Source organism: Salinimicrobium sp. TH3 (assembly GCF_026676115.1).
GTDB lineage: Bacteria > Bacteroidota > Bacteroidia > Flavobacteriales > Flavobacteriaceae > Salinimicrobium.
The window spans coordinates 84,488-104,388 of record NZ_JAPONB010000010.1; the positions used below are offsets into that span (position 1 = coordinate 84,488).

Genomic DNA, 19,901 nt, shown 5'->3' on the forward strand with positions numbered 1-19,901 from the left:
GTAATATGGCAATATTAAATTTTCAGAAGCCCGATAAAGTTATAATGATTGATTCTACCGATTTCGAAGGGAAATTTGAATTTCGCCCTTTGGAACCAGGTTATGGATTAACTGTAGGTAACGCTCTAAGAAGAGTACTTTTATCTTCACTTGAAGGGTTCGCTATTACATCGGTTCGCATCGAAGGAGTAGAGCACGAATTCTCAACTATCCCGGGGGTAGTAGAAGACGTAACCGAAATTATCCTGAATCTAAAGCAGATCAGGTTTAAAAGGCAAATTGATGAAATAGACAATGAAGCCGTTACTATTTCTGTTTCAGGTCAGGAGCAATTAACTGCAGGACACTTTCAGAAGTTTATCTCTGGTTTCCAGATCCTAAACCCAGATCTTGTGATCTGTAATATGGATAAGAAGATAAACCTTAATATGGAAGTTACCGTAGAAAAGGGTAGAGGATATGTTCCTGCTGAAGAGAACAAGAAAGCCAACGCTCCTATCGGTACGATCTATACAGACTCCATTTACACACCAGTGAAAAATGTGAAGTATAGCATCGAGAACTACCGGGTTGAACAAAAGACCGATTATGAGAAACTTGTTTTTGAGATCTCTACAGATGGTTCTATTCATCCAAAGGAAGCCTTGACTGAAGCTGCCAAGACTTTGATCCACCACTTTATGCTGTTCTCTGATGAGCGCATCACTTTGGAGGCCGATGAAATTGCACAGACAGAAACGTATGATGAAGAATCTCTTCACATGCGTCAGTTACTAAAAACCAAACTGGTTGATATGGACCTTTCAGTTAGAGCATTGAACTGCCTAAAAGCTGCTGAAGTTGATACCCTTGGTGACTTAGTATCTTACAACAAGAATGACCTTATGAAGTTCCGTAACTTCGGAAAGAAATCCCTTACCGAACTTGAAGAGTTGGTAAACAACAAAGGATTGAACTTTGGTATGGATCTTTCAAAATATAAATTAGATAAAGACTAGTCGCGGTTAATTTCGCAACTGTCAAAATTATACAGTAACCGTCATAGTTTGCTCCCCAAAATGGGTCGTAGCAAGATGATGAAACAAAAATGTCATGAGACACGGAAAAAAAATAAACCACTTAGGAAGACAAACCGCACACCGCAAGGCTATGCTTGCAAATATGGCTTGTTCCCTAATTGAGCACAAACGTATCAATACTACTGTTGCCAAAGCAAAAGCTTTAAAGCAATTTGTAGAGCCATTGGTAACCAAATCAAAAGAAGATACTACCCACAACAGAAGAATAGTTTTCAGTAAACTTCGCGACAAAGATGCGATCACTGAATTATTCCGTGAGGTAGCTCCTAAAGTTGGTGACCGTCCCGGAGGATACACCAGGATCATCAAATTGGGTAACCGTTTAGGTGATAATGCAGATATGGCACTTATAGAGCTTGTAGATTACAACGAGATCTATAACGTGAACAAACCAGAGAAGAAGAAATCTACTCGTAGAGCCGGTAGAGGTAAGAAATCTGCCGATACTGCTCAAACGAAGCCTGAAGCTTCTGCTGATGACAAGAAAAACGAAGGAAACGAGGAATAGAAATGACTCTTTCTTCATAAATTTTAAAAAGGATAAGCCGTTAAAGCTTATCCTTTTTTTATATCCTGAAATCAAGGTTCCAAAAAAGGTATTTTCAGGATAAATTTTTAGAAAAGAATCAATATCATTAAGTTCAAAATTATCTGCTTCAAAAGTGATAATTTTGCAAAAGTTTAAAGAGGAAACACTTATGAAATACCAAACAAGAAAAAAAGCTATTCTGTTGCTGGAAGATGGTACGATCTTCCATGGGAAAGCTGTAGGAGATAAGGATGGAAAAGCCTTTGGGGAGGTTTGTTTCAACACCGGAATGACAGGTTACCAGGAAATCTTTACAGATCCTTCTTATTTTGGACAGATCATGGTAACAACGAACGCCCATATTGGCAATTACGGGGCAAATGAAGAAGAAAAGGAAGCTGACACAGCTCAAATATCCGGTTTAATTTGTAAAAACTTCAGTTACTATCAAACCCGTCCCGCTGCCGATGAAACTTTAAAGGAGTTTTTGGATCGCAGCGACCTTTTCGCAATTTCAGATGTGGATACCCGTGCTTTAGTAACTTATATAAGAGAGAACGGAGCTATGAATGCCGTGATCACTTCACAATTTGAAGATATTGAAGCTTTAAAAGAAGAATTGGCTGCCGTACCTAATATGGATGGTTTAGAGCTAGCTTCTAAAGTTTCAACAAAAGAACCTTACTTTTTTGGAGACGAAAATGCGAGATTCAAGGTTGCAGTTCTTGATGTGGGTGTCAAAAAGAGCATTTTAAAGCATCTTTCTAAAAGAGATGTATATTGTAAAGTCTTTCCTTACAATGCTACCTATTCAGATATGAAGGCGTGGGAGCCAGATGGTTATTTACTTTCAAATGGTCCCGGGGATCCAAAGCCACTTGAAAGCGCTATCCAGGTAGCAAAGGAAATCATGGAAGATGATAAGCCCCTTTTTGGAATCTGTCTCGGTCACCAGATCATTGCTTTGGCTAACGGAATTTCAACATACAAGATGCATCATGGGCATCGCGGAATAAACCACCCTATTTTAAACCTTGAAACAGGTAAAGGGGAGATCACTTCTCAAAATCATGGTTTTTCTGTGAACAAAGAGGAGACAGAAGCTCATCCCCAGGTTGTGGTGACCCACACTCACTTAAATGATCATACTGTGGCAGGAATAAGGATGAAGAATAAGAATTGTTTCTCTGTTCAATATCATCCCGAAGCCAGTCCCGGCCCCAACGATGCTCATTATCTTTTTGATGAGTTTATTCATAACCTTATTGGCGAGCAAATTTCAGCTGAGTAATTACTCTTGTTTAGAAATCCTCTTCAAAAATGCCATTTTTGAAGAGGATTTCTGGTTTTCTAAAACTTCTGTTTTTACGTGACCTCACTGTAAAAATTAATTTTTTGAGGGAAGGGAGAAGGCTGGTTTTTTCCTTTTTTTATTTAAAATTCCTAATAAAAATATCTTTCACTATTGCCACAAGATAATACCTGGTTTCCCCGGTTTTGCCTATTTCTTCAGTTTGATGAGCTACTAAGATTTTCAGGAGCTATGTGCTCATCATCTACATCGTATTCGTTAATAAATTTCTCTTAATTCCCTTGAAGTAAAGTCTTTGGTTTTTACTATTCTTTTGAAGTATTCGTATCTTGCAGGGGCAAAAAAAGATAATTAATTAAAATTTATAAATATGAGCATTATAATAAATATTCATGCCCGTCAAATTTTTGATTCTCGTGGAAATCCAACCGTTGAAGTGGATGTTGAAACTGAAAACGGAATAATTGGAAGAGCAGCAGTTCCTTCAGGAGCTTCTACAGGAGAGCATGAAGCCGTTGAACTTCGTGACGGTGGAAAGGATTACATGGGTAAAGGTGTTTCAAAAGCGATCAAAAATGTAAATGAGGTCATTGCTGAAGAACTTCTGGGATATTCAGTTTTTGACCAGAACATAATCGATCAGGCAATGATCGAACTTGATGGTACACCAAATAAATCAAAGCTTGGAGCCAATGCTATTCTTGGGGTTTCCCTTGCAGTGGCCAAGGCAGCGGCAAATGAACTCAACATGCCGCTTTATCGTTACGTAGGTGGAGTGAGTGCCAATACGCTTCCTGTTCCAATGATGAACATTATCAATGGTGGATCCCACAGTGATGCTCCTATTGCTTTTCAGGAGTTCATGGTGATGCCCGTTAAGGCAAAGGATTTTTCCGAAGCTTTAAAGATGGGTACAGAGATCTTCCACAACCTGAAAAAAGTATTGCATGACCGCGGACTTAGTACAGCTGTAGGAGATGAAGGTGGTTTTGCGCCAACTTTAGACGGAACAGAAGATGCTTTGGACACTATCTTGAAGTCGATTAAAAATGCAGGTTACAAACCGGGTGAAGAAGTTATGATCGCATTGGATTGTGCTGCTGCCGAATTCTATGAAAACGGAAAGTATGACTATACCAAATTTGAAGGAGAATCCGGGAAAGTTAGAAGTAGTGAAGAGCAGGCACAATATCTTGCTGAATTAGCTTCAAAATATCCTATTATTTCCATTGAAGATGGAATGGACGAGAATGACTGGGATGGATGGAAAGCACTTACCGAAAAGATTGGAGATAAAGTTCAACTTGTAGGGGATGATCTTTTTGTCACCAACGTTGAGCGTTTATCAAAAGGTATCGAGAACAAGATTGCCAATTCTATTCTTATTAAAGTAAACCAGATTGGTACATTGACCGAAACCATTTCGGCAGTAAATATGGCACATAATGCGGGTTATACTTCTGTAATGTCTCACCGGTCTGGAGAGACTGAAGATAACACTATCGCAGATCTTGCTGTTGCTTTAAACACAGGGCAAATCAAAACCGGTTCGGCTTCACGTAGTGACCGTATGGCCAAGTACAACCAACTTCTTAGAATTGAAGAAGAACTTGGAAGTGTTGCTTATTTCCCTCAGGAAAAAGCCTTTAAGATCAACCGATAGGTTTACTTCTTTTTATATTTAAAAGCCTTTCCTCTTCCAGGAAGGGCTTTTTATTTTATAATATGATCTTCGTCATTCTTTTTGATCTTTTACTCTGCTATTTTTAAGACAATTGAAAATTAGGGAGATAGCCGAAAATTAAGCTTTGAAAAAGATGTTTCAAGACTACTTTTCATTTTTTCCGGAGTTGAGGAAAAGGGCTGCTCTAACTAAAAATTAAGGTAGAATTTTGTAAATTAGCAATCCTGAAAATAAATTATAAGCAAATCCATAAAAAATATGTCAAAAGTAGCTACTATAAAAATAGATGGAAAGACCTATGATCTACCAATGGTTGTGGGCACCGAAAAAGAAGTTGCCCTGGATATCACTCAGTTAAGAGGGCAGAGTGGAGCAATAACCTTAGATCCCGGATATAAAAATACCGGTGCATGTGAAAGTGCAATAACTTTTCTCGACGGGGAAGAAGGGATTTTAAGATACCGCGGGTACTCCATCGAGGAGTTGGCCGAAAAAGCTGATTTTCTGGAAGTAGCTTACCTTTTGATTTTTGGAGAATTACCAACCCAAACTCAGCTGCAAAAATTCAATACAGATATTCTTGATCAGAGCATTGTGAACGAGGATATGAAAACTGTTCTTAAAGGTTTTCCACAAACCGCACATCCTATGGGAGTTTTATCCTCTCTTACCAGTGCACTTACCGCTTTTAATCCAAAGTCGGTTAATGTGGATTCCGAAGAGGATATGTACAGAGCGATCGTAAAGATCCTCGCAAAATTCCCTGTACTGGCTGCGTGGACCTTGCGTAAAAAGAACGATCAGGTACTTTATAATAAAGACACCAATATTGGCTATGTTGAAAGCCTCTTGAAAATGATGTTCCAGGATGATAATCCTAAGAAATCTTACAGACAAAACAAAGTAGTGGTAAACGCTCTGGATAAACTGTTGATTCTTCATGCAGACCATGAGCAAAACTGCTCTACTTCTACAGTAAGGATTGTAGGTTCTTCTCACGCCGGACTTTTCGCTTCAATTTCAGCAGGAGTATCTGCACTTTGGGGGCCATTACACGGAGGAGCAAATCAGGCTGTAATTGAAATGCTTGAGGAGATCAAAGCAGATGGTGGTGATACTTCAAAGTTCATTGCTAAAGCAAAAGATAAAGATGATCCTTTTAGATTAATGGGCTTTGGTCACAGGGTTTATAAGAACTTTGATCCAAGAGCAAGAATCATTAAGAAGGCTGCCGATGAAGTTCTGGGGCAATTAGGAGTTGATGATCCAATACTTGAAATTGCCAAAGGTCTTGAAAAAACAGCGCTTGAAGACCCTTATTTTGTAGACAGGAAATTATATCCTAATGTTGATTTCTATTCAGGAATTATATACCGTGCAATGGGAATCCCTACAGAGATGTTTACAGTAATGTTTGCTGTAGGACGTCTACCGGGATGGATTGCGCAATGGAGAGAAATGCGATTAAGAAAGGAGCCTATTGGTCGTCCAAGACAGATTTATATTGGAGAGACTAAACGGTCCTTTAAAGAAATAGAGAAAAGATAATATCTTTTTCAATACTTATTTTATAAAGCTTCACAAAAATTGTGGAGCTTTTTTTTTATGAGAATACCGGTTTAAGCAGTACAAACTTCCGAAGAAATTGAATCCTTAAAAGGTGGTATGAAGAAACATTTTAAGCCCTTATTAGGGACGATTCCTTTTCTTATATTTGCAGCAAATTTGGGCACTATGAAACTAAATATTAAAAATGAAACTTCACGATTAAGGGCTGTAGTCTTAGGAACTGCCGAAAGTCCGGGGCCAACTCCGGAATATGAACATGCCTATGATCCAAAATCAGCCGAGCATATCAAAGCAGGAACGTATCCAGTCGAGGAAGATATGGTGCGGGAAATGGAAGCTGTTCGTGAGGTTCTGGAAAGATATGATGTCAAGGTCTATCGTCCAAAACTTGTAAAAGATTTGAACCAGATCTTTACTCGTGATATCGCCTTTGTCATAGATGATAAATTTATAAAAGCCAATATTCTCCCCGATCGCGAGGAAGAAATAGAAGCCATTCAATATGTAATAGATCAAATGGATCCCGACAAGGTCATTGAATTGCCCGAAGATGTACATGTGGAGGGAGGAGATGTTATGCTTTATAATGACGATCTTTTTATTGGTGCTTATTATGGAGAAGACTATTCTCAATTCATAACAGCGCGCACCAACCTAAAAGGGGTGGAGCATCTTAGGGAAATGTTCCCCAATAAAAAAGTGAAGTCTTTTAATCTTAGAAAGTCAAATACCGAGGCAAGGGATAATGCCCTGCACCTGGACTGCTGTTTTCAACCTGTAGGCAGGGGTAAAGCCATACTTTATAAGGATGGATTTCTTGATATGGAAGAGTACCAGTGGCTGGTCAATTTCTTTGGAAAAGAGAACATATTTGAGATTACCCGCCAGGAAATGTATGACATGAATTCCAACGTTTTTTCTATTTCTGAAGATGTGGTGATTTCAGAAAGGAACTTCACCCGACTTAACTCCTGGCTTAGAGAGAATGGCATGAAAGTGGAGGAAGTGCCTTATGCCGAAATAGCCAAACAAGAAGGCTTGTTGAGATGTTCAACGCTGCCTTTAATAAGGGATTAAAATTATATGAGACAAATCACAGATACTGTACTAATGGTGCGGCCGGTTGCCTTCAGGATGAATGAACAAACCGCCGTGAATAATTATTTTCAGGAAGGTCTGCACATGGATAATGAGCAGATCAATAAAAAAGCTCAGGAAGAGTTTGATAATTTTGTGGCGAAACTAAGAAATGTGGGGGTGAACGTTATCGTGGTAGATGATGACGAGAAACTGGATACTCCAGACTCTATTTTCCCTAATAACTGGGTCACCTTTCATGAGGATGCTACTGCAGCGATTTATCCTCTTTTTGCCGAAAACCGAAGAAGGGAACGCAGGGCCGAAATTTTTGATAAGATCGAAGCCGAAGGTTATCTAATAAAAGATGTAATTGACTATACCAGTGCAGAGGAGGAAGAACTTTTCCTTGAATCCACAGGGGTTCTTATTATCGACAGGGTCAATGAAAAAGCCTATTGTGCGCTTTCTCCCCGCGCCAATGAAGAATTATTGATTGAATTTTGTGAGGATTTTGAGCTTACTCCTGTCATCTTTACCTCATACCAGGATGTGGATGGTCGCAGGATGCCCATTTACCACACTAACGTGATGATGTGCCTGGCAGAGAACTTTGCGGTGATTTGCCTGGATAGTATTGATGATCCAAAAGAGCGAAAAAATGTTGTAAAACATTTGAAGGCAGACGGGAAAGAGATCATAGAAATTTCTGAAGCCCAACTCCATCATTATGCCGGGAATATGCTGCAGGTACAGGGTGCCGAAGGAAAGAAATACCTGGTGATGAGTGATGCAGCAAGAAAAAGTCTTTTGCCTGTCCAGATCGCAGCAATTGAGAAACACTGTGAAATTCTAAGCAGTGATCTTAGCACGATTGAAACCTGTGGCGGCGGGAGTGCCCGCTGCATGCTGGCCGAAGTTTTTCTTCCGAAGAAAGAAAATATGAAGGTTGTCTGATTTTTTTTACAACAACCTGGAATATAAATTTAAAGCCCTTTCAAAAAGGGCTTTTTTTATACTATTTTATTCCTGATCTTCTATCCTGGGCAGCGCCTTGTCTGCTTTGTAGTGGCGCAGCTTCTTTATAAAACTGTGCACTTCTTGCTGGTCTGCGCCCGCATGGATCTTAATAAAATGATGATCCTTATAAAAGGAATATTCCTCCGCCCGGCCTTTGTAAATCTTCAGCTTGTAAAAAGGAATTACAAGGGAATAAGTTTCCCCGCCGGCTTTAAAACTTATCAATACCCCTTTTGAACGCATTTCCAGCGTACAATTGGTTTGGCCTTCGTTTAAGACAAGCAGGTTGTAAATTTCAATACTTGCTGCAGTGACAGGAAGCTCGCGAAGACTCGTGCTTTTTAGCTCCTCTCTTTCTGCAAGATTGAAAGGTTTGCCCACCAGCTCATTTATTTCTTCTCTTTTATCACTAAAATCCTGGGAAATATTAAGTAACATTTTCTTTTTTCTTAAAGGTAAGCATTTGCGCGCAAACCCTTTAACCAAGCTCAAAATTCTGTTATCTTTGCGACTTCCTGTATCATGCCTGCAGGTGATAAAAAGACAAAACAATGAATGTTCAGGACATACTTTCCGCTCAGGTAAATGAAGCGGTGAAAAATATTTTTGATGTAGATCTGGAAACGGTGGAATTTCAGCCTACCCGTAAGGATTTTGAAGGCGATATCACCCTTGTGACTTTTCCCATGTTAAGGCAAATCAAAACCAGCCCGGTCAAACTTGGTGAGGCTATTGGTCAATACCTGGTTGAGAACAACAAGGATATTTCTAAATTCAATGTGGTTCAGGGCTTTTTAAATATTGTTCTTGCAGATCAATTCTACCTGGATTTCTTCGGAAGTATGAAAGATAACACCTCTTTTGGCAAAACTCCTGAAGGGGAACAGTCGATCATGGTGGAGTACTCCTCTCCCAATACGAACAAGCCACTACATTTAGGACACGTAAGAAATAACCTTTTAGGATATTCTGTTGCCGAGATTCTTAAAGCTTCCGGAAAGAAGGTTTATAAAACCCAGATCATTAATGATCGGGGAATTCACATTTGCAAGTCTATGCTGGCATGGCAGCGATTCGGAAATGATGAAACTCCTGAAACTTCCGGTCTTAAAGGTGATAAGCTGGTAGGGAATTACTATGTAAAATTTGATAAAGCTTATAAAGAAGAGGTTTCTTATTTGCTGGCACAGGGCAAAACCGAAGAAGAAGCTAAAGCCGAAGCACCCATTTTAAAGGATGCGCAGGAAATGCTTCGTAAGTGGGAAGCCGGGGATAAGGAAGTAGTGGAGTTGTGGAAGACCATGAACCAATGGGTTTACAATGGTTTTGAGGAAACTTACCAGAAGCTGGGGGTGGATTTCGATAAAAACTACTATGAAAGCGACACCTATTTACTGGGTAAGAATGTGGTAGCTGAAGGTCTCGAAAAAGAAGTTTTTTATCGTAAAGATGATGGTAGTGTTTGGATAGATCTTACCGCCGATGGTCTTGATGAAAAGATCGTGCTTCGTAGCGACGGGACTGCGGTATATATGACCCAGGATATTGGTACTGCCATACAACGTGTGAAGGATTTCCATATCAACGGTATGGTTTACACGGTAGGGAATGAGCAGGATTATCACTTTAAAGTGCTCTTTTTGATCCTCAAGAAGCTGGGTTATGATTGGGCAGATAACCTTTACCACCTAAGCTATGGGATGGTGGACCTTCCAACGGGAAAAATGAAAAGTAGGGAAGGAACTGTGGTTGATGCCGATGATCTTATTGATGAAATGAACGCCACGGCCCGAAAAATTTCTGAAGAACTTGGAAAATTAGATGGATATTCAGCAGCCGAAAAAGATGAGCTTTACCACATTATTGGTCTGGGAGCACTTAAATATTATATTCTAAAAGTCGATCCCAGAAAGAGAATTCTTTTTAATCCTGAAGAATCTGTCGATTTCCAGGGAAATACCGGTCCGTTTATTCAATACACTTACGCCAGGATCCAATCCATTCTTCGTAAAGCTGAATTTGATTACAGCCAGCCCATCCTTGCTTATAATTTAAATGATAAAGAGAAGGAGTTAATAAAACAACTTCAATTATATCCGGAAACTATTCTGCTGGCGGCAGAAAATCATAGTCCGGCGTTGATCGCCAATTACACCTATGAACTGGTTAAGGTATTCAATAGTTTCTATCAAAATGTAACCATTCTTGGGACCGAGGATGAAACCGAAAAGAAATTCCGGGTGCAGCTTTCAAAAGCAGTAGGGGATGTTATAAAATCTTCCTTTGAGCTACTGGGAATTCAGGTGCCGGAGAGAATGTAAGCCCAAATACGAAGTACGAATTTAGAAGTACAAAGTTAATCTGCCGCCACTTCGAGTGAATTTGGACCTGCGGGAGCAGGGACCAATTTGTATCGAGAAGAGAGGTACGGGAGGTGCGATTTTAGAAGTACGAAGGTAGATTGGGAAATTAGAAGTTAAAAAATTGGGGTGTCAAAAATGTCATTTTTGACACCTCTTCCAGATGGAAATTTTTTCCGGGGGGAAAATAGAAATTTTAAAGGTGAAGTGGAGTTGAAAAAGTTTTCACTTCAGCCTCAAATCATTAAATTTGCAACTGCCGACTATAGCCGGCGGTTTAAAAAAATCTGAGAGATTATGTTCGAAAGTTTAAGTGATAAGCTGGATAATGCCTTACACGTCCTAAAGGGACACGGGCAAATTACCGAAGTTAACGTTGCCGAAACCCTTAAAGAGGTAAGGCGTGCCCTTGTAGATGCCGATGTGAACTATAAGATCGCCAAGGAATTTACTACCACAGTAAAGGAAAAGGCATTAGGACAGGACGTGCTTACCGCTTTAAAACCAGGGCAGATGATGGTTAAGCTCGTTAAAGATGAGCTTACCCAGTTGATGGGTGGAGATGCAGAAGGAATTAATCTTTCGGGAAATCCATCGGTGATCCTTATGTCGGGTCTTCAGGGGAGTGGTAAAACCACTTTTTCGGGAAAACTGGCGAATTATTTAAAAACCAAAAAAGCAAAAAAACCTTTACTGGTTGCTTGTGATGTTTACCGTCCGGCGGCAATTAATCAGTTACACGTAGTTGGAGATCAGGTAGGAGTTGAGGTCTTTAGTGATGAAGGTAATCAGGATCCTGTTGCTATTTCAAAAGCAGCGATCGCTCACGCAAAAGCAAACGGTCATAACGTGGTGATCATTGATACCGCGGGTCGTCTTGCCGTTGATGAAGCGATGATGACCGAGATTGCTAATATCCACAGCGCCATCCAGCCGCAGGAAACCCTGTTTGTAGTGGATTCGATGACAGGGCAGGATGCAGTGAATACCGCGAAAGCCTTCAACGACCGTTTAAACTTTGACGGGGTAATCCTTACCAAACTTGATGGGGATACCCGTGGTGGAGCAGCAATTTCCATTAAATCTGTCGTTAATAAGCCAATAAAATTCATAGGTACAGGGGAAAAAATGGATGCAATTGATGTATTCTACCCTTCCCGTATGGCCGATCGTATTCTGGGAATGGGGGATGTTGTGTCTCTTGTGGAAAGAGCCCAGGAACAATATGATGAAGAGGAAGCTAGAAAACTTCAGAAGAAAATTGCCAAAAACGAATTCGGATTTGACGACTTCCTGAGCCAGCTTCAGCAGATCAAAAAAATGGGGTCTATGAAAGATCTGATGGGAATGATCCCCGGGGCAGGAAAAATGTTGAAGGACGTGGAGATCGATGATGATGCCTTTAAACCTATTGAAGCCATTATCCACTCAATGACTCCCGAAGAACGTTCTAAGCCTTCAGTGATCAATGCCTCCAGAAAAAAACGAATTGGAAAAGGATCGGGAACATCTGTTCAACAGGTGAATCAGCTTTTAAAGCAATTCAACCAGATGAGTAAAATGATGAAAATGATGCAGGGCGGCGGCGGAAGAAAGATGATGCAGATGATGAAGGGAATGAAATAAGTGATCAGTATTCGGTGATCAGTATTCAGAAAAATAAAAATTGATGAACTTTCAGGATTTATTTGCTTATCAAAAGTCTGTTTCATTGTCTATGCAAATATTTGAGATTTCAACACAATTCCCAAAGGAGGAGACTTACTCTTTGACTGATCAAATTAGACGCTCTTCCCGCAGTGTTTCAGCAGCAATTGCTGAAGCTTATAGAAAAAGAAATTATCCGAGGCACTTCGTAAGCAAATTGACAGATGGTGATGCCGAAAATTCTGAAACACAAGTTTGGTTGGAATATGCCTATAGATGTCAATACTTAGCTGAAGGATCTTATAAGAAATTGATGATCGAAAGTGAAGAAGTAGGCAAATTAATTAATTATATGATTCTCAATCCCGGGAAATTTGGAGTTAAAAACGAATAAAAGCCAAATCTTATATTAACTGATCACTGAACACTGATCACTGAACACTTACTCATATGACTCTCCTCGACGGTAAAAAACTAAGCAACGAAATCCAGGATGAAATAGCCCTGGAAGTACAAAAAATGAAAGAGCGCGGGGAGAAAGTCCCGCATCTGGCTGCCATTATTGTTGGTAGTGACGGCGCAAGCCTTACTTATGTGAACAGTAAAGTGCAGGCTTGTAAAAGAGTAGGCTTCGAATCTTCAGAATTTCGCATGTCTTCAAATACCAGCGAGCTCGAACTACTGGCGAAGATCGAGGAGCTTAACAATAATGATGACATCGACGGCTTTATTGTACAGTTGCCATTACCTCCACAGATCAATACTCAAAAAGTTCTTTTGGCGGTAAGTCCCGATAAGGACGTGGATGGATTCCATCCTACCAACTTTGGAAAAATGTCTCTTGACATGACTTCCTTTATTCCTGCAACGCCTTTCGGTATCCTGGAGATGCTTGAGCGTTACGATATACCCACTAAAGGAAAACATACCTGCGTAATTGGGCGTAGTTACATTGTGGGAAGACCAATGAGCATCCTCATGGGGAGAGAAGGCTTTCCCGGTAATTCAACGGTTACCTTAACTCATGAATTCACAAAGAACATTACCCAAATAACCTCCCAAGCAGATATTATTATAATTGCAGTAGGAATTCCCAACTTCCTTAAAGCCGAGATGGTCAAGGATGATGCCGTTGTGATTGATGTTGGTATCACAAGAGTGCCTGATGAATCCAAACCTAAAGGTTACAGGATCTCAGGGGATGTGGATTTTGAAAATGTTTCAAAAAAGGTAAGCTATATCACTCCAGTTCCCGGAGGAGTAGGACCTATGACCATTGCCATGCTGCTGAAGAATACCCTGTTGGCCAGGGATACTCATCGCAGCAGGAAAATGGAATTAAAGAACTAGATTAAGCATTTGCTTCTTTAGCCTCTGAAATTTTCCAATCCAGATAAGCATGTAGATCGGACTCTATAAAGCGAACAGCTACTGTAAAGAGGGCGAAATCATCTACATAACCTACTCCGGGTAGAAAATCGGGTATCATATCCATTGGGTTGAATACATAGAGAAGTACAAGGCCGATTGCTGCAATGGTAAACCATGGCGGAGCTGTGTATTCTCCTCTACGGTAGTCTTTTAACATCCCAAACATAAGCTTCCCAAGTTCGGCGTATTTTTTCATTCCGGAACTGTTAAGCTTTTTATCTATGGCCTCTTTGTTATCCATTACCATATCCAGGTCTCCGTCTTCTACTTTCGAGACTTCAGAGTTCAGGTAATCTTTGTTGATTTTCTTTTTCACGTTTTCAAGCATAGCAATATTTTTTTAGGTTAAAGCTTATTTTCTGTTTTTCCGTATTCCTGCTTATATATCTTTAAGATAAGCAAAAACAGGGATACGAGCAAAGGCCCGAATATGAGTCCTATGAATCCAAAAAGGGGAACACCTACTACCACTCCAAAGAGGGTAATTAAAGGATGAACACTTGCCAGCCTGTTAAGGATGTAAAGCCGCAGAATGTTATCTGTGATCCCAACAATCACGAATCCATAGATCATAATAAAAATTGCCTGCCACTCCATTCCCATGGAATAAAGCAGGATAGTCACCGGGACTATACCAATGGCAGTCCCAATGAAGGGAACCATTGCTCCAATGGCAGTGATCACGAACCAGAAGAGAGGGTCGGGTACTCCAACGATGAGGTATCCAATAAGAGCAACAATCCCCTGGAAAAATGCCACAAGCGGGATTCCAAGAGCATTCGATTTCACCATTTCATCCCCTTCATGACCAATGACCTCAAGATTGTCTTCCCCAAGTGGGATGTAGGAGATAACTACATCTTTAAGACTATGCCGGTATATAAGCATATAATACAGGAGGAAGTACATGATACTTATTGCAATAAAGGCATTAAAGGTCCCTGCACCCAGTGATTGCAGGTTATTAGAAAGCCAGTCGGCGACCCTTGCCGAGTCGATACTCTTGCTTAGATCATAACCTACATAGACCTCAGCCTCGTTAATTTCATCTTTCACTGCCTGCAAAACCATCTCGGAATTTGCAACGGCCTTACCAATCTTTGAGGTGAGCATAAGCGCGGTAAGCGTGATAGGAACCAGGATTCCAACGAAGGAGAGGAACATGAGGGTCGAGGCAGCCATCACTGGTTTCCAGCCACGTTTCACCAGCCAGTTCATAGGTTTTTTTAGTACTACATAAAGCGTAATAGCCCCCAAAATTCCTGAGAGATAAGGTAATATCTCCCGAAAGATTAAAACCAGAAGAAAAATAATAAGAAGTAGTACGAACAATTGTCGTACTAAAGATGGTTTTAATCTGTTCATTTAATTGGTGTAATTATTTTGCAAATAACTGGGCAGGGTTTTTAAAGGCTTTAAATTCCAGTGCATTACCACAGGGATCTTTAAAAAACATGGTAGCTTGTTCCCCTACCTGTCCTTCAAATCTAATATAGGGTTCAATGACAAAAGAAATGCCTTTGTCCGCAAGTTCTTTGGAGAAAGATTGGAAGGTGTCCCATTCCAGTACTACTCCAAAATGAGGGATAGGTACATCTTTTCCATCTACAGGATTACTACCTGTATTTCTTCCTTCGGAAGCCGCCTTATAATGGATTACCAGTTGATGACCAAAAAAGTTAAAATCTACCCAGTGGTCACTACTTCTTCCTTCCTCGCATCCTAAAATGTCCCCGTAGAATTTTCGGGCTTTTTCAAGGTTATCGACCGGAATGGCAAGGTGAAAAGGTTGAATCTTCTTCATGTATTAATGGTTTCGCAGGGCGTTGATCAATTCTTCCTTGCTCATTTTTGAACGACCTTCAATTCCCACTTCCTTTGCTTTCTTGTAAAGATCTTCTTTACTGCGATCTTCGTACTTCTCTCCTTTACCGCCTTTCTCGCCGGAATTTGAAGAATTGGCGATCCTGGCAGCTTTCTCTTTACTGGCTCCTTTATCTCTAAGGGCTTCGTATTGATCTTCGTTTTTGATTCTGTTGTCTGGCATAATTTTTTTACTAAAAATAAGCAGATGCAGCAGATAATTTGCTTAATTCTCTGTTAAGATTCCCTGTTTCTGGGGTTTTTTGGAGAATTTCGCTTGTGGTGGGATTTTTTCGAAGCCGTTCCTTTTAGCTCTTTTTTCTGATTTTGTGCAGGGGATTTTTGATCCTGTTTTAAAGAGGCTTCTTCAGTCTTTATAGATTCTCCTGTGAGTTGGTCCAGCCCTTCAAGTTCTTTTTGGGTAAGATGACGAAACTGTCCAATTTCGACATCCAGTTTGATATTCATGATCCTTACCCGTTTGAGCTTTACTACTTCAAAGCCCAAATACTCACACATCCTGCGTATTTGCCTGTTTAGGCCCTGGGTAAGTACAATTCTAAATGTAAATTTGCTCAGTTGTTCTACCTCACACTTACGTGTAACGGTGTCTAAAATGGGAATTCCAGATGACATTCTTTGAATAAAATCGGCTGTGATTATTCTGTCAACTGTAACTATGTATTCTTTTTCGTGGTTGTTTCGAGCCCTAAGGATTTTATTAACGATGTCCCCGTCATCGGTAAGTAAGATAAGTCCTTCACTTGGTTTATCCAGGCGTCCTATTGGAAAAATACGGGTGGGGAAATTGATATAATCCACTATGTTCTTTTTCTCGGCTGGATTGGTGGTGCAAACAATTCCTATTGGTTTATTAAACGCCAGGTAGACATTATCTTTTTTCGGCGGAACGATAAGTTCACCATTGACTCGTACTTCATCGTCTGGACTCACTTTGGTTCCCATTTCGGGCACCTGCCCATTGATCGTAACTCTTCCCTGTTCAATAAGTGTGTCGGCCTTTCGGCGGGAGCAGTAACCTACTTCACTCAAATATTTATTTAACCGGGTAAGATTTTCAGAAGACATTTAGAAGTTTTAAAAAATTAATCCCAATCGATCATAAAGTATTTGATCTTCGCATCATCGGGAATTTGTGATGCCTGGATACGGGTTTGCGTATCATATCGCAGTTCCACAGGGAGCTGTTTTTTATCAATAGTAACGTATATGTTCAAATCATCAATAAAGACTACGGCTGCACTTAAAGTATTTTCAATCCTGGAAATATTGTAGTTTTCAACAAGGTCCTTAAAGGTGCTTTCTTTTCCCACTCCTTTGGCTGTCTTGTAGCGGGGGTCAAGTACCTGGATAAATCCTATGGTGCTGGTGGAATCAAAAGCCTGTACTGGTTCTATAAGAAGAAGTTTATTCCCCTTATTATCGTAAACTTCAATTTCATTGCTTTTCCGGAATAATTCGCTGGTACCTACCTGTTTCACAATAGAATCTTCGGCAAAGATCGAATCAAGCTGATTAATTTTTATATCACTGGTCAAGCGCCCAATACTTTTGGCGCTAATTAAAAAAGGATCCTGTTCTTTTTCGCATGAAACCAGGAAACCTGCTGTGATAAAAAGTAGTAGTAAAAAGGCTTTTCGCATTTTTGTAGGAGTTATTTTAAAAGTTTATTTAGTACTCCCATCACACCTCTTATAAAAGTGGCACTTGTGAGAGCTTTAATTACAGCTTTTTGAGAACCGTCACCAGATCTGCTGCGCCTGCCCAATGTGGTTTTCTCTATTTTCTTTCTCTCTTCCGCGGCTTTTTCCCTGGCTCTTTCCTGGTCTGCCCTCTCAATTTTTTGAGTCAGGATCTCATACGCACTTTCACGGTCAATTTGTTCATTATATTTTTCCTTAAGAGCAGAAGTCTCAATGAGTTCCTTTAGCTCTTCCGGGCTCAGGATATCCATTCGGCTCATTGGTGCCCTTAGCATTGTCGCCGCAAGGGGGGTAGGCCTTCCTTTTTCATCCAGTGCCGTAACCAGCGCTTCTCCAATTCCTAACGTAGTGAGTTCATTTTTGGTATCGTAATATTCTGAAATAGGATAATTTTCTGCAGCCAGTTTAATTGCCTTTCGATCCTTAGCGGTAAAGGCTCTTAGTGCATGCTGAATTTTTAATCCCAGTTGCCCCAGCACATCTGCAGGGACATCGGCAGGATTTTGGGTGACAAAAAATAAGCCAACGCCCTTTGATCTTATAAGTTTGACGATGCTTTCAATTTGATTTAGCAAGGCATCTGAGGCCTGATCAAAAATTAAATGAGCCTCATCTATAAACAGCACCAGTTTTGGTTTGTCACTGTCTCCCTGTTCGGGAAAGCTGTTGTAGACCTCGGCGAGGAGGCTTAGCATAAAGGTGGAAAAAAGCTTCGGGCGATCCTGGATATCGGTAAGTCGCAAAATATTTATATAACCATGGCCGTCGCTGTTCTTTCTTAACAAGTCCTCGACGTCAAAAGATCTTTCGCCAAAGAAGAGGTCTGCTCTCTGTTGTTCCAGGGTAACAATTTTACGAAGAATAGCGCCGGTGGATGCAGAAGAAATCCTTCCGTAGGACTTTTCAAACTCCTCTTTGCCATCTTCTGTTGCGTACTGCAGGATTTTCTTTAGGTCCTTTAGATCCAGAAGAGGAAGGTGGTTGTCGTCACAGTACTTGAAGATGACCGACAATATTCCACTTTGGGTTGGGGAAAGTTCGAGGATGCGGGACAGGAGTACAGGGCCAAATTCACTAACGGTAGCCCGTAGTCTCACTCCCTTTTCTTCGGAAAGACTCAAGATCTCCACCGGGGAGGCACTTGCTTTAAAAGGAAATTTCAGCTTGTCATGCCGAGCCTGAATAAAAGTTTCTCCGGCTGAAGGTTTTGCCAGGCCACTCATATCTCCTTTTACATCCATAAGCAAAACCGGAACTCCTTTTTTAGAAAGGTTTTCAGCAAGGATCTGCAGTGTTTTGGATTTTCCGGTACCGGTAGCGCCGGCGATAAGGCCGTGCCGGTTCAAAGTCTTCAGCGGTATTTTTACTGCAGCATCTGGATAGACTTCCCCGTCCTGCATGGCAGCACCTAAATAGATGTAATCACCTTTTGTTTGATAGCCGGAAGTAATATCTTCTGTAAAATGCTGTTTATTGAACACCTTCAAAATTTTTATAAATGTAAGAATTGTGAGGGATTAGACTCCTTTCTAATCCTTCGAATTTATCGAACTGCAGGATTAAGCAGCTTGAAAGTTCCCTCTTCTGCATTCATTTCGGTTCTTATTCCATTGGGAATGGTGAAGTTATCGCTAATGTGCCCAATCATAGTGCCCGAAAATGCCGGAATATTTAATGGCTTTATAAAATGGTCCAGCACCTCTTCCATGGTCAAAGAGCCGTAGCCTCCTGCGCCTCCCGGTTCGCAATCGCTGCATTTCCCGAAGATAAATCCGCTTATTTGCTCAAGTACACCACCCAGTTGCAGTTGAGACATCATTCTGTCTACTGCATAGATCCTTTCCCCGACGTCTTCCAGGTACAGGATCTTTCCCTCCCAGTTAGTAGGGAAATAAGGAGTTCCCATAAGCCCTGTGAGGACAGAGAGATTGCCTCCCAACAGTTCTCCGGTAGCCGAACCGGCAGTGATGGTCCTAATTCTATTATTGGTTTGTGTTAGCAGTCCCCCCTTATCCACAGGATTTGAATATTGCACGGCTTCAGCTTCAAAAAGCAGATCCTTAAAGTGTTCTACTGCAAAAATATTCCAGGTTGAGGTTGCCAAAGGACCGTGAAAAGTCACCAGTCCTGTTTTTTTGTAAATCGCAAGGTGTAGTGCTGTTATGTCACTGTAGCCTACAAATATCTTCGGATTGTTTTGAATGGCCTCGTAATCCAGTAAATCAATAATACGCGCTGCTCCAGATCCTCCCCTTAGACATATAATGGCATTAATTGATGGGTCTTTAAACATTGCATTAAGCTCCTGTGCCCGCTCTTCATCTGTCCCTGCGAGATGGCCATATCGTTTTTTCACATGCTCTCCCAGTTTTACTTTAAGCCCGAGTGCCTGCATGGATTCAACTGCAATTTCATAAGGCTCAGATTCAAAAATGGCTCCAGAAGGGCTCACGATTCCAATAGTATCTCCCGGCTGAAGACGCTTTGGAAGAATTTCTTCCCCGATCCCAGTGTCAAAATTCATTAAAGCCGGTGCTACGCAGCTATATAGAGGTAAAGCCAGGCTGCCAAAACCCATATTTTGTAAAAATTTCCTTCTTTCCATA

Annotated in this window: 20 protein-coding genes; 11 read left to right on the forward strand and 9 right to left on the reverse strand. The window is 40.7% G+C overall.

Going from position 1 to position 19,901, the window contains the following annotated elements:
• The first annotated feature begins 5 nt into the window (after positions 1-5).
• The 7 genes from OU683_RS14460 (at position 6) to ctlX (ending at position 8,207) form a co-directional block, all read left to right on the forward strand.
• Positions 6-998, forward strand: coding sequence for a DNA-directed RNA polymerase subunit alpha (locus tag OU683_RS14460; protein WP_228915656.1), 993 nt, complete (start codon positions 6-8; stop codon positions 996-998).
• Positions 999-1,092: 94 nt separating this feature from the next.
• Positions 1,093-1,587, forward strand: coding sequence for a 50S ribosomal protein L17 (gene rplQ / locus OU683_RS14465; protein WP_228915654.1), 495 nt, complete (start codon positions 1,093-1,095; stop codon positions 1,585-1,587).
• Positions 1,588-1,777: 190 nt separating this feature from the next.
• The gene (gene carA, locus OU683_RS14470) at positions 1,778-2,899 is read left to right on the forward strand and encodes a glutamine-hydrolyzing carbamoyl-phosphate synthase small subunit (protein WP_268139545.1); all 1,122 of its coding nucleotides are present in this window, start codon (positions 1,778-1,780) and stop codon (positions 2,897-2,899) included.
• Between the two features lie 391 nt (positions 2,900-3,290).
• Entirely contained in the window at positions 3,291-4,583 is a 1,293-nt protein-coding gene (gene eno, locus OU683_RS14475) for a phosphopyruvate hydratase (RefSeq protein ID WP_268139547.1), read from the forward strand.
• 279 nt (positions 4,584-4,862) lie between these two features.
• Positions 4,863-6,152, forward strand: coding sequence for a citrate synthase (locus tag OU683_RS14480; protein ID WP_268139549.1), 1,290 nt, complete (start codon positions 4,863-4,865; stop codon positions 6,150-6,152).
• A gap of 186 nt (positions 6,153-6,338) precedes the next feature.
• Positions 6,339-7,250 (forward strand): dimethylarginine dimethylaminohydrolase family protein, encoded by a 912-nt coding sequence (locus tag OU683_RS14485; RefSeq protein WP_268139551.1) that lies wholly within the window; start codon positions 6,339-6,341, stop codon positions 7,248-7,250.
• Between the two features lie 6 nt (positions 7,251-7,256).
• Complete coding sequence (gene ctlX / locus OU683_RS14490) at positions 7,257-8,207, forward strand: citrulline utilization hydrolase CtlX (protein WP_268139553.1); 951 nt, start codon at positions 7,257-7,259, stop codon at positions 8,205-8,207.
• Between the two features lie 66 nt (positions 8,208-8,273).
• Here ctlX and OU683_RS14495 read toward each other — a convergent pair whose 3' ends face one another.
• Entirely contained in the window at positions 8,274-8,708 is a 435-nt protein-coding gene (locus tag OU683_RS14495) for a hypothetical protein (protein WP_268139555.1), read from the reverse strand.
• A gap of 113 nt (positions 8,709-8,821) precedes the next feature.
• On the opposite strand from OU683_RS14495, the gene argS reads away from it, so the two are divergent.
• The 4 genes from argS to OU683_RS14515 all read left to right on the forward strand — a co-directional run bounded on the left by argS (position 8,822) and on the right by OU683_RS14515 (position 13,627).
• The gene (argS, locus tag OU683_RS14500; RefSeq protein WP_268139557.1) at positions 8,822-10,591 is read left to right on the forward strand and encodes an arginine--tRNA ligase; all 1,770 of its coding nucleotides are present in this window, start codon (positions 8,822-8,824) and stop codon (positions 10,589-10,591) included.
• Positions 10,592-10,927: 336 nt separating this feature from the next.
• Positions 10,928-12,256 (forward strand): signal recognition particle protein, encoded by a 1,329-nt coding sequence (ffh, locus tag OU683_RS14505; RefSeq protein ID WP_228915636.1) that lies wholly within the window; start codon positions 10,928-10,930, stop codon positions 12,254-12,256.
• Positions 12,257-12,299: 43 nt separating this feature from the next.
• The gene (locus OU683_RS14510; RefSeq protein ID WP_268139559.1) at positions 12,300-12,671 is read left to right on the forward strand and encodes a four helix bundle protein; all 372 of its coding nucleotides are present in this window, start codon (positions 12,300-12,302) and stop codon (positions 12,669-12,671) included.
• Positions 12,672-12,727: 56 nt separating this feature from the next.
• Positions 12,728-13,627, forward strand: coding sequence for a bifunctional 5,10-methylenetetrahydrofolate dehydrogenase/5,10-methenyltetrahydrofolate cyclohydrolase (locus OU683_RS14515; RefSeq protein ID WP_268139561.1), 900 nt, complete (start codon positions 12,728-12,730; stop codon positions 13,625-13,627).
• 1 nt (position 13,628) lies between these two features.
• On the opposite strand, the gene OU683_RS14520 is transcribed toward OU683_RS14515, so the two are convergent.
• The 8 genes from OU683_RS14520 to OU683_RS14555 all read right to left on the reverse strand — a co-directional run bounded on the left by OU683_RS14520 (position 13,629) and on the right by OU683_RS14555 (position 19,900).
• The gene (locus tag OU683_RS14520) at positions 13,629-14,036 is read right to left on the reverse strand and encodes a YkvA family protein (protein ID WP_268139563.1); all 408 of its coding nucleotides are present in this window, start codon (positions 14,034-14,036) and stop codon (positions 13,629-13,631) included.
• A gap of 17 nt (positions 14,037-14,053) precedes the next feature.
• Positions 14,054-15,073, reverse strand: coding sequence for an AI-2E family transporter (locus OU683_RS14525; RefSeq protein ID WP_268139565.1), 1,020 nt, complete (start codon positions 15,071-15,073; stop codon positions 14,054-14,056).
• A 13-nt stretch (positions 15,074-15,086) separates the two neighbouring features.
• On the reverse strand, positions 15,087-15,512 hold the full coding sequence (locus OU683_RS14530; protein WP_268139567.1) for a VOC family protein: 426 nt from the start codon (positions 15,510-15,512) through the stop codon (positions 15,087-15,089).
• A 3-nt stretch (positions 15,513-15,515) separates the two neighbouring features.
• Positions 15,516-15,755 (reverse strand): DUF7218 family protein, encoded by a 240-nt coding sequence (locus tag OU683_RS14535; RefSeq protein WP_268139569.1) that lies wholly within the window; start codon positions 15,753-15,755, stop codon positions 15,516-15,518.
• Positions 15,756-15,808: 53 nt separating this feature from the next.
• Positions 15,809-16,660, reverse strand: a complete 852-nt coding sequence (gene rluF, locus OU683_RS14540) for a 23S rRNA pseudouridine(2604) synthase RluF (RefSeq protein WP_268139571.1) — start codon at positions 16,658-16,660, stop codon at positions 15,809-15,811.
• 17 nt (positions 16,661-16,677) lie between these two features.
• A complete protein-coding gene (locus OU683_RS14545; RefSeq protein WP_268139573.1) occupies positions 16,678-17,235 on the reverse strand; it encodes a hypothetical protein in 558 nt (185 codons plus the stop codon).
• Positions 17,236-17,246: 11 nt separating this feature from the next.
• Positions 17,247-18,776, reverse strand: coding sequence for a helicase HerA-like domain-containing protein (locus OU683_RS14550; RefSeq protein WP_268139575.1), 1,530 nt, complete (start codon positions 18,774-18,776; stop codon positions 17,247-17,249).
• Between the two features lie 62 nt (positions 18,777-18,838).
• On the reverse strand, positions 18,839-19,900 hold the full coding sequence (locus OU683_RS14555) for a S66 peptidase family protein (RefSeq protein ID WP_268139577.1): 1,062 nt from the start codon (positions 19,898-19,900) through the stop codon (positions 18,839-18,841).
• Position 19,901 lies beyond the last annotated feature (1 nt).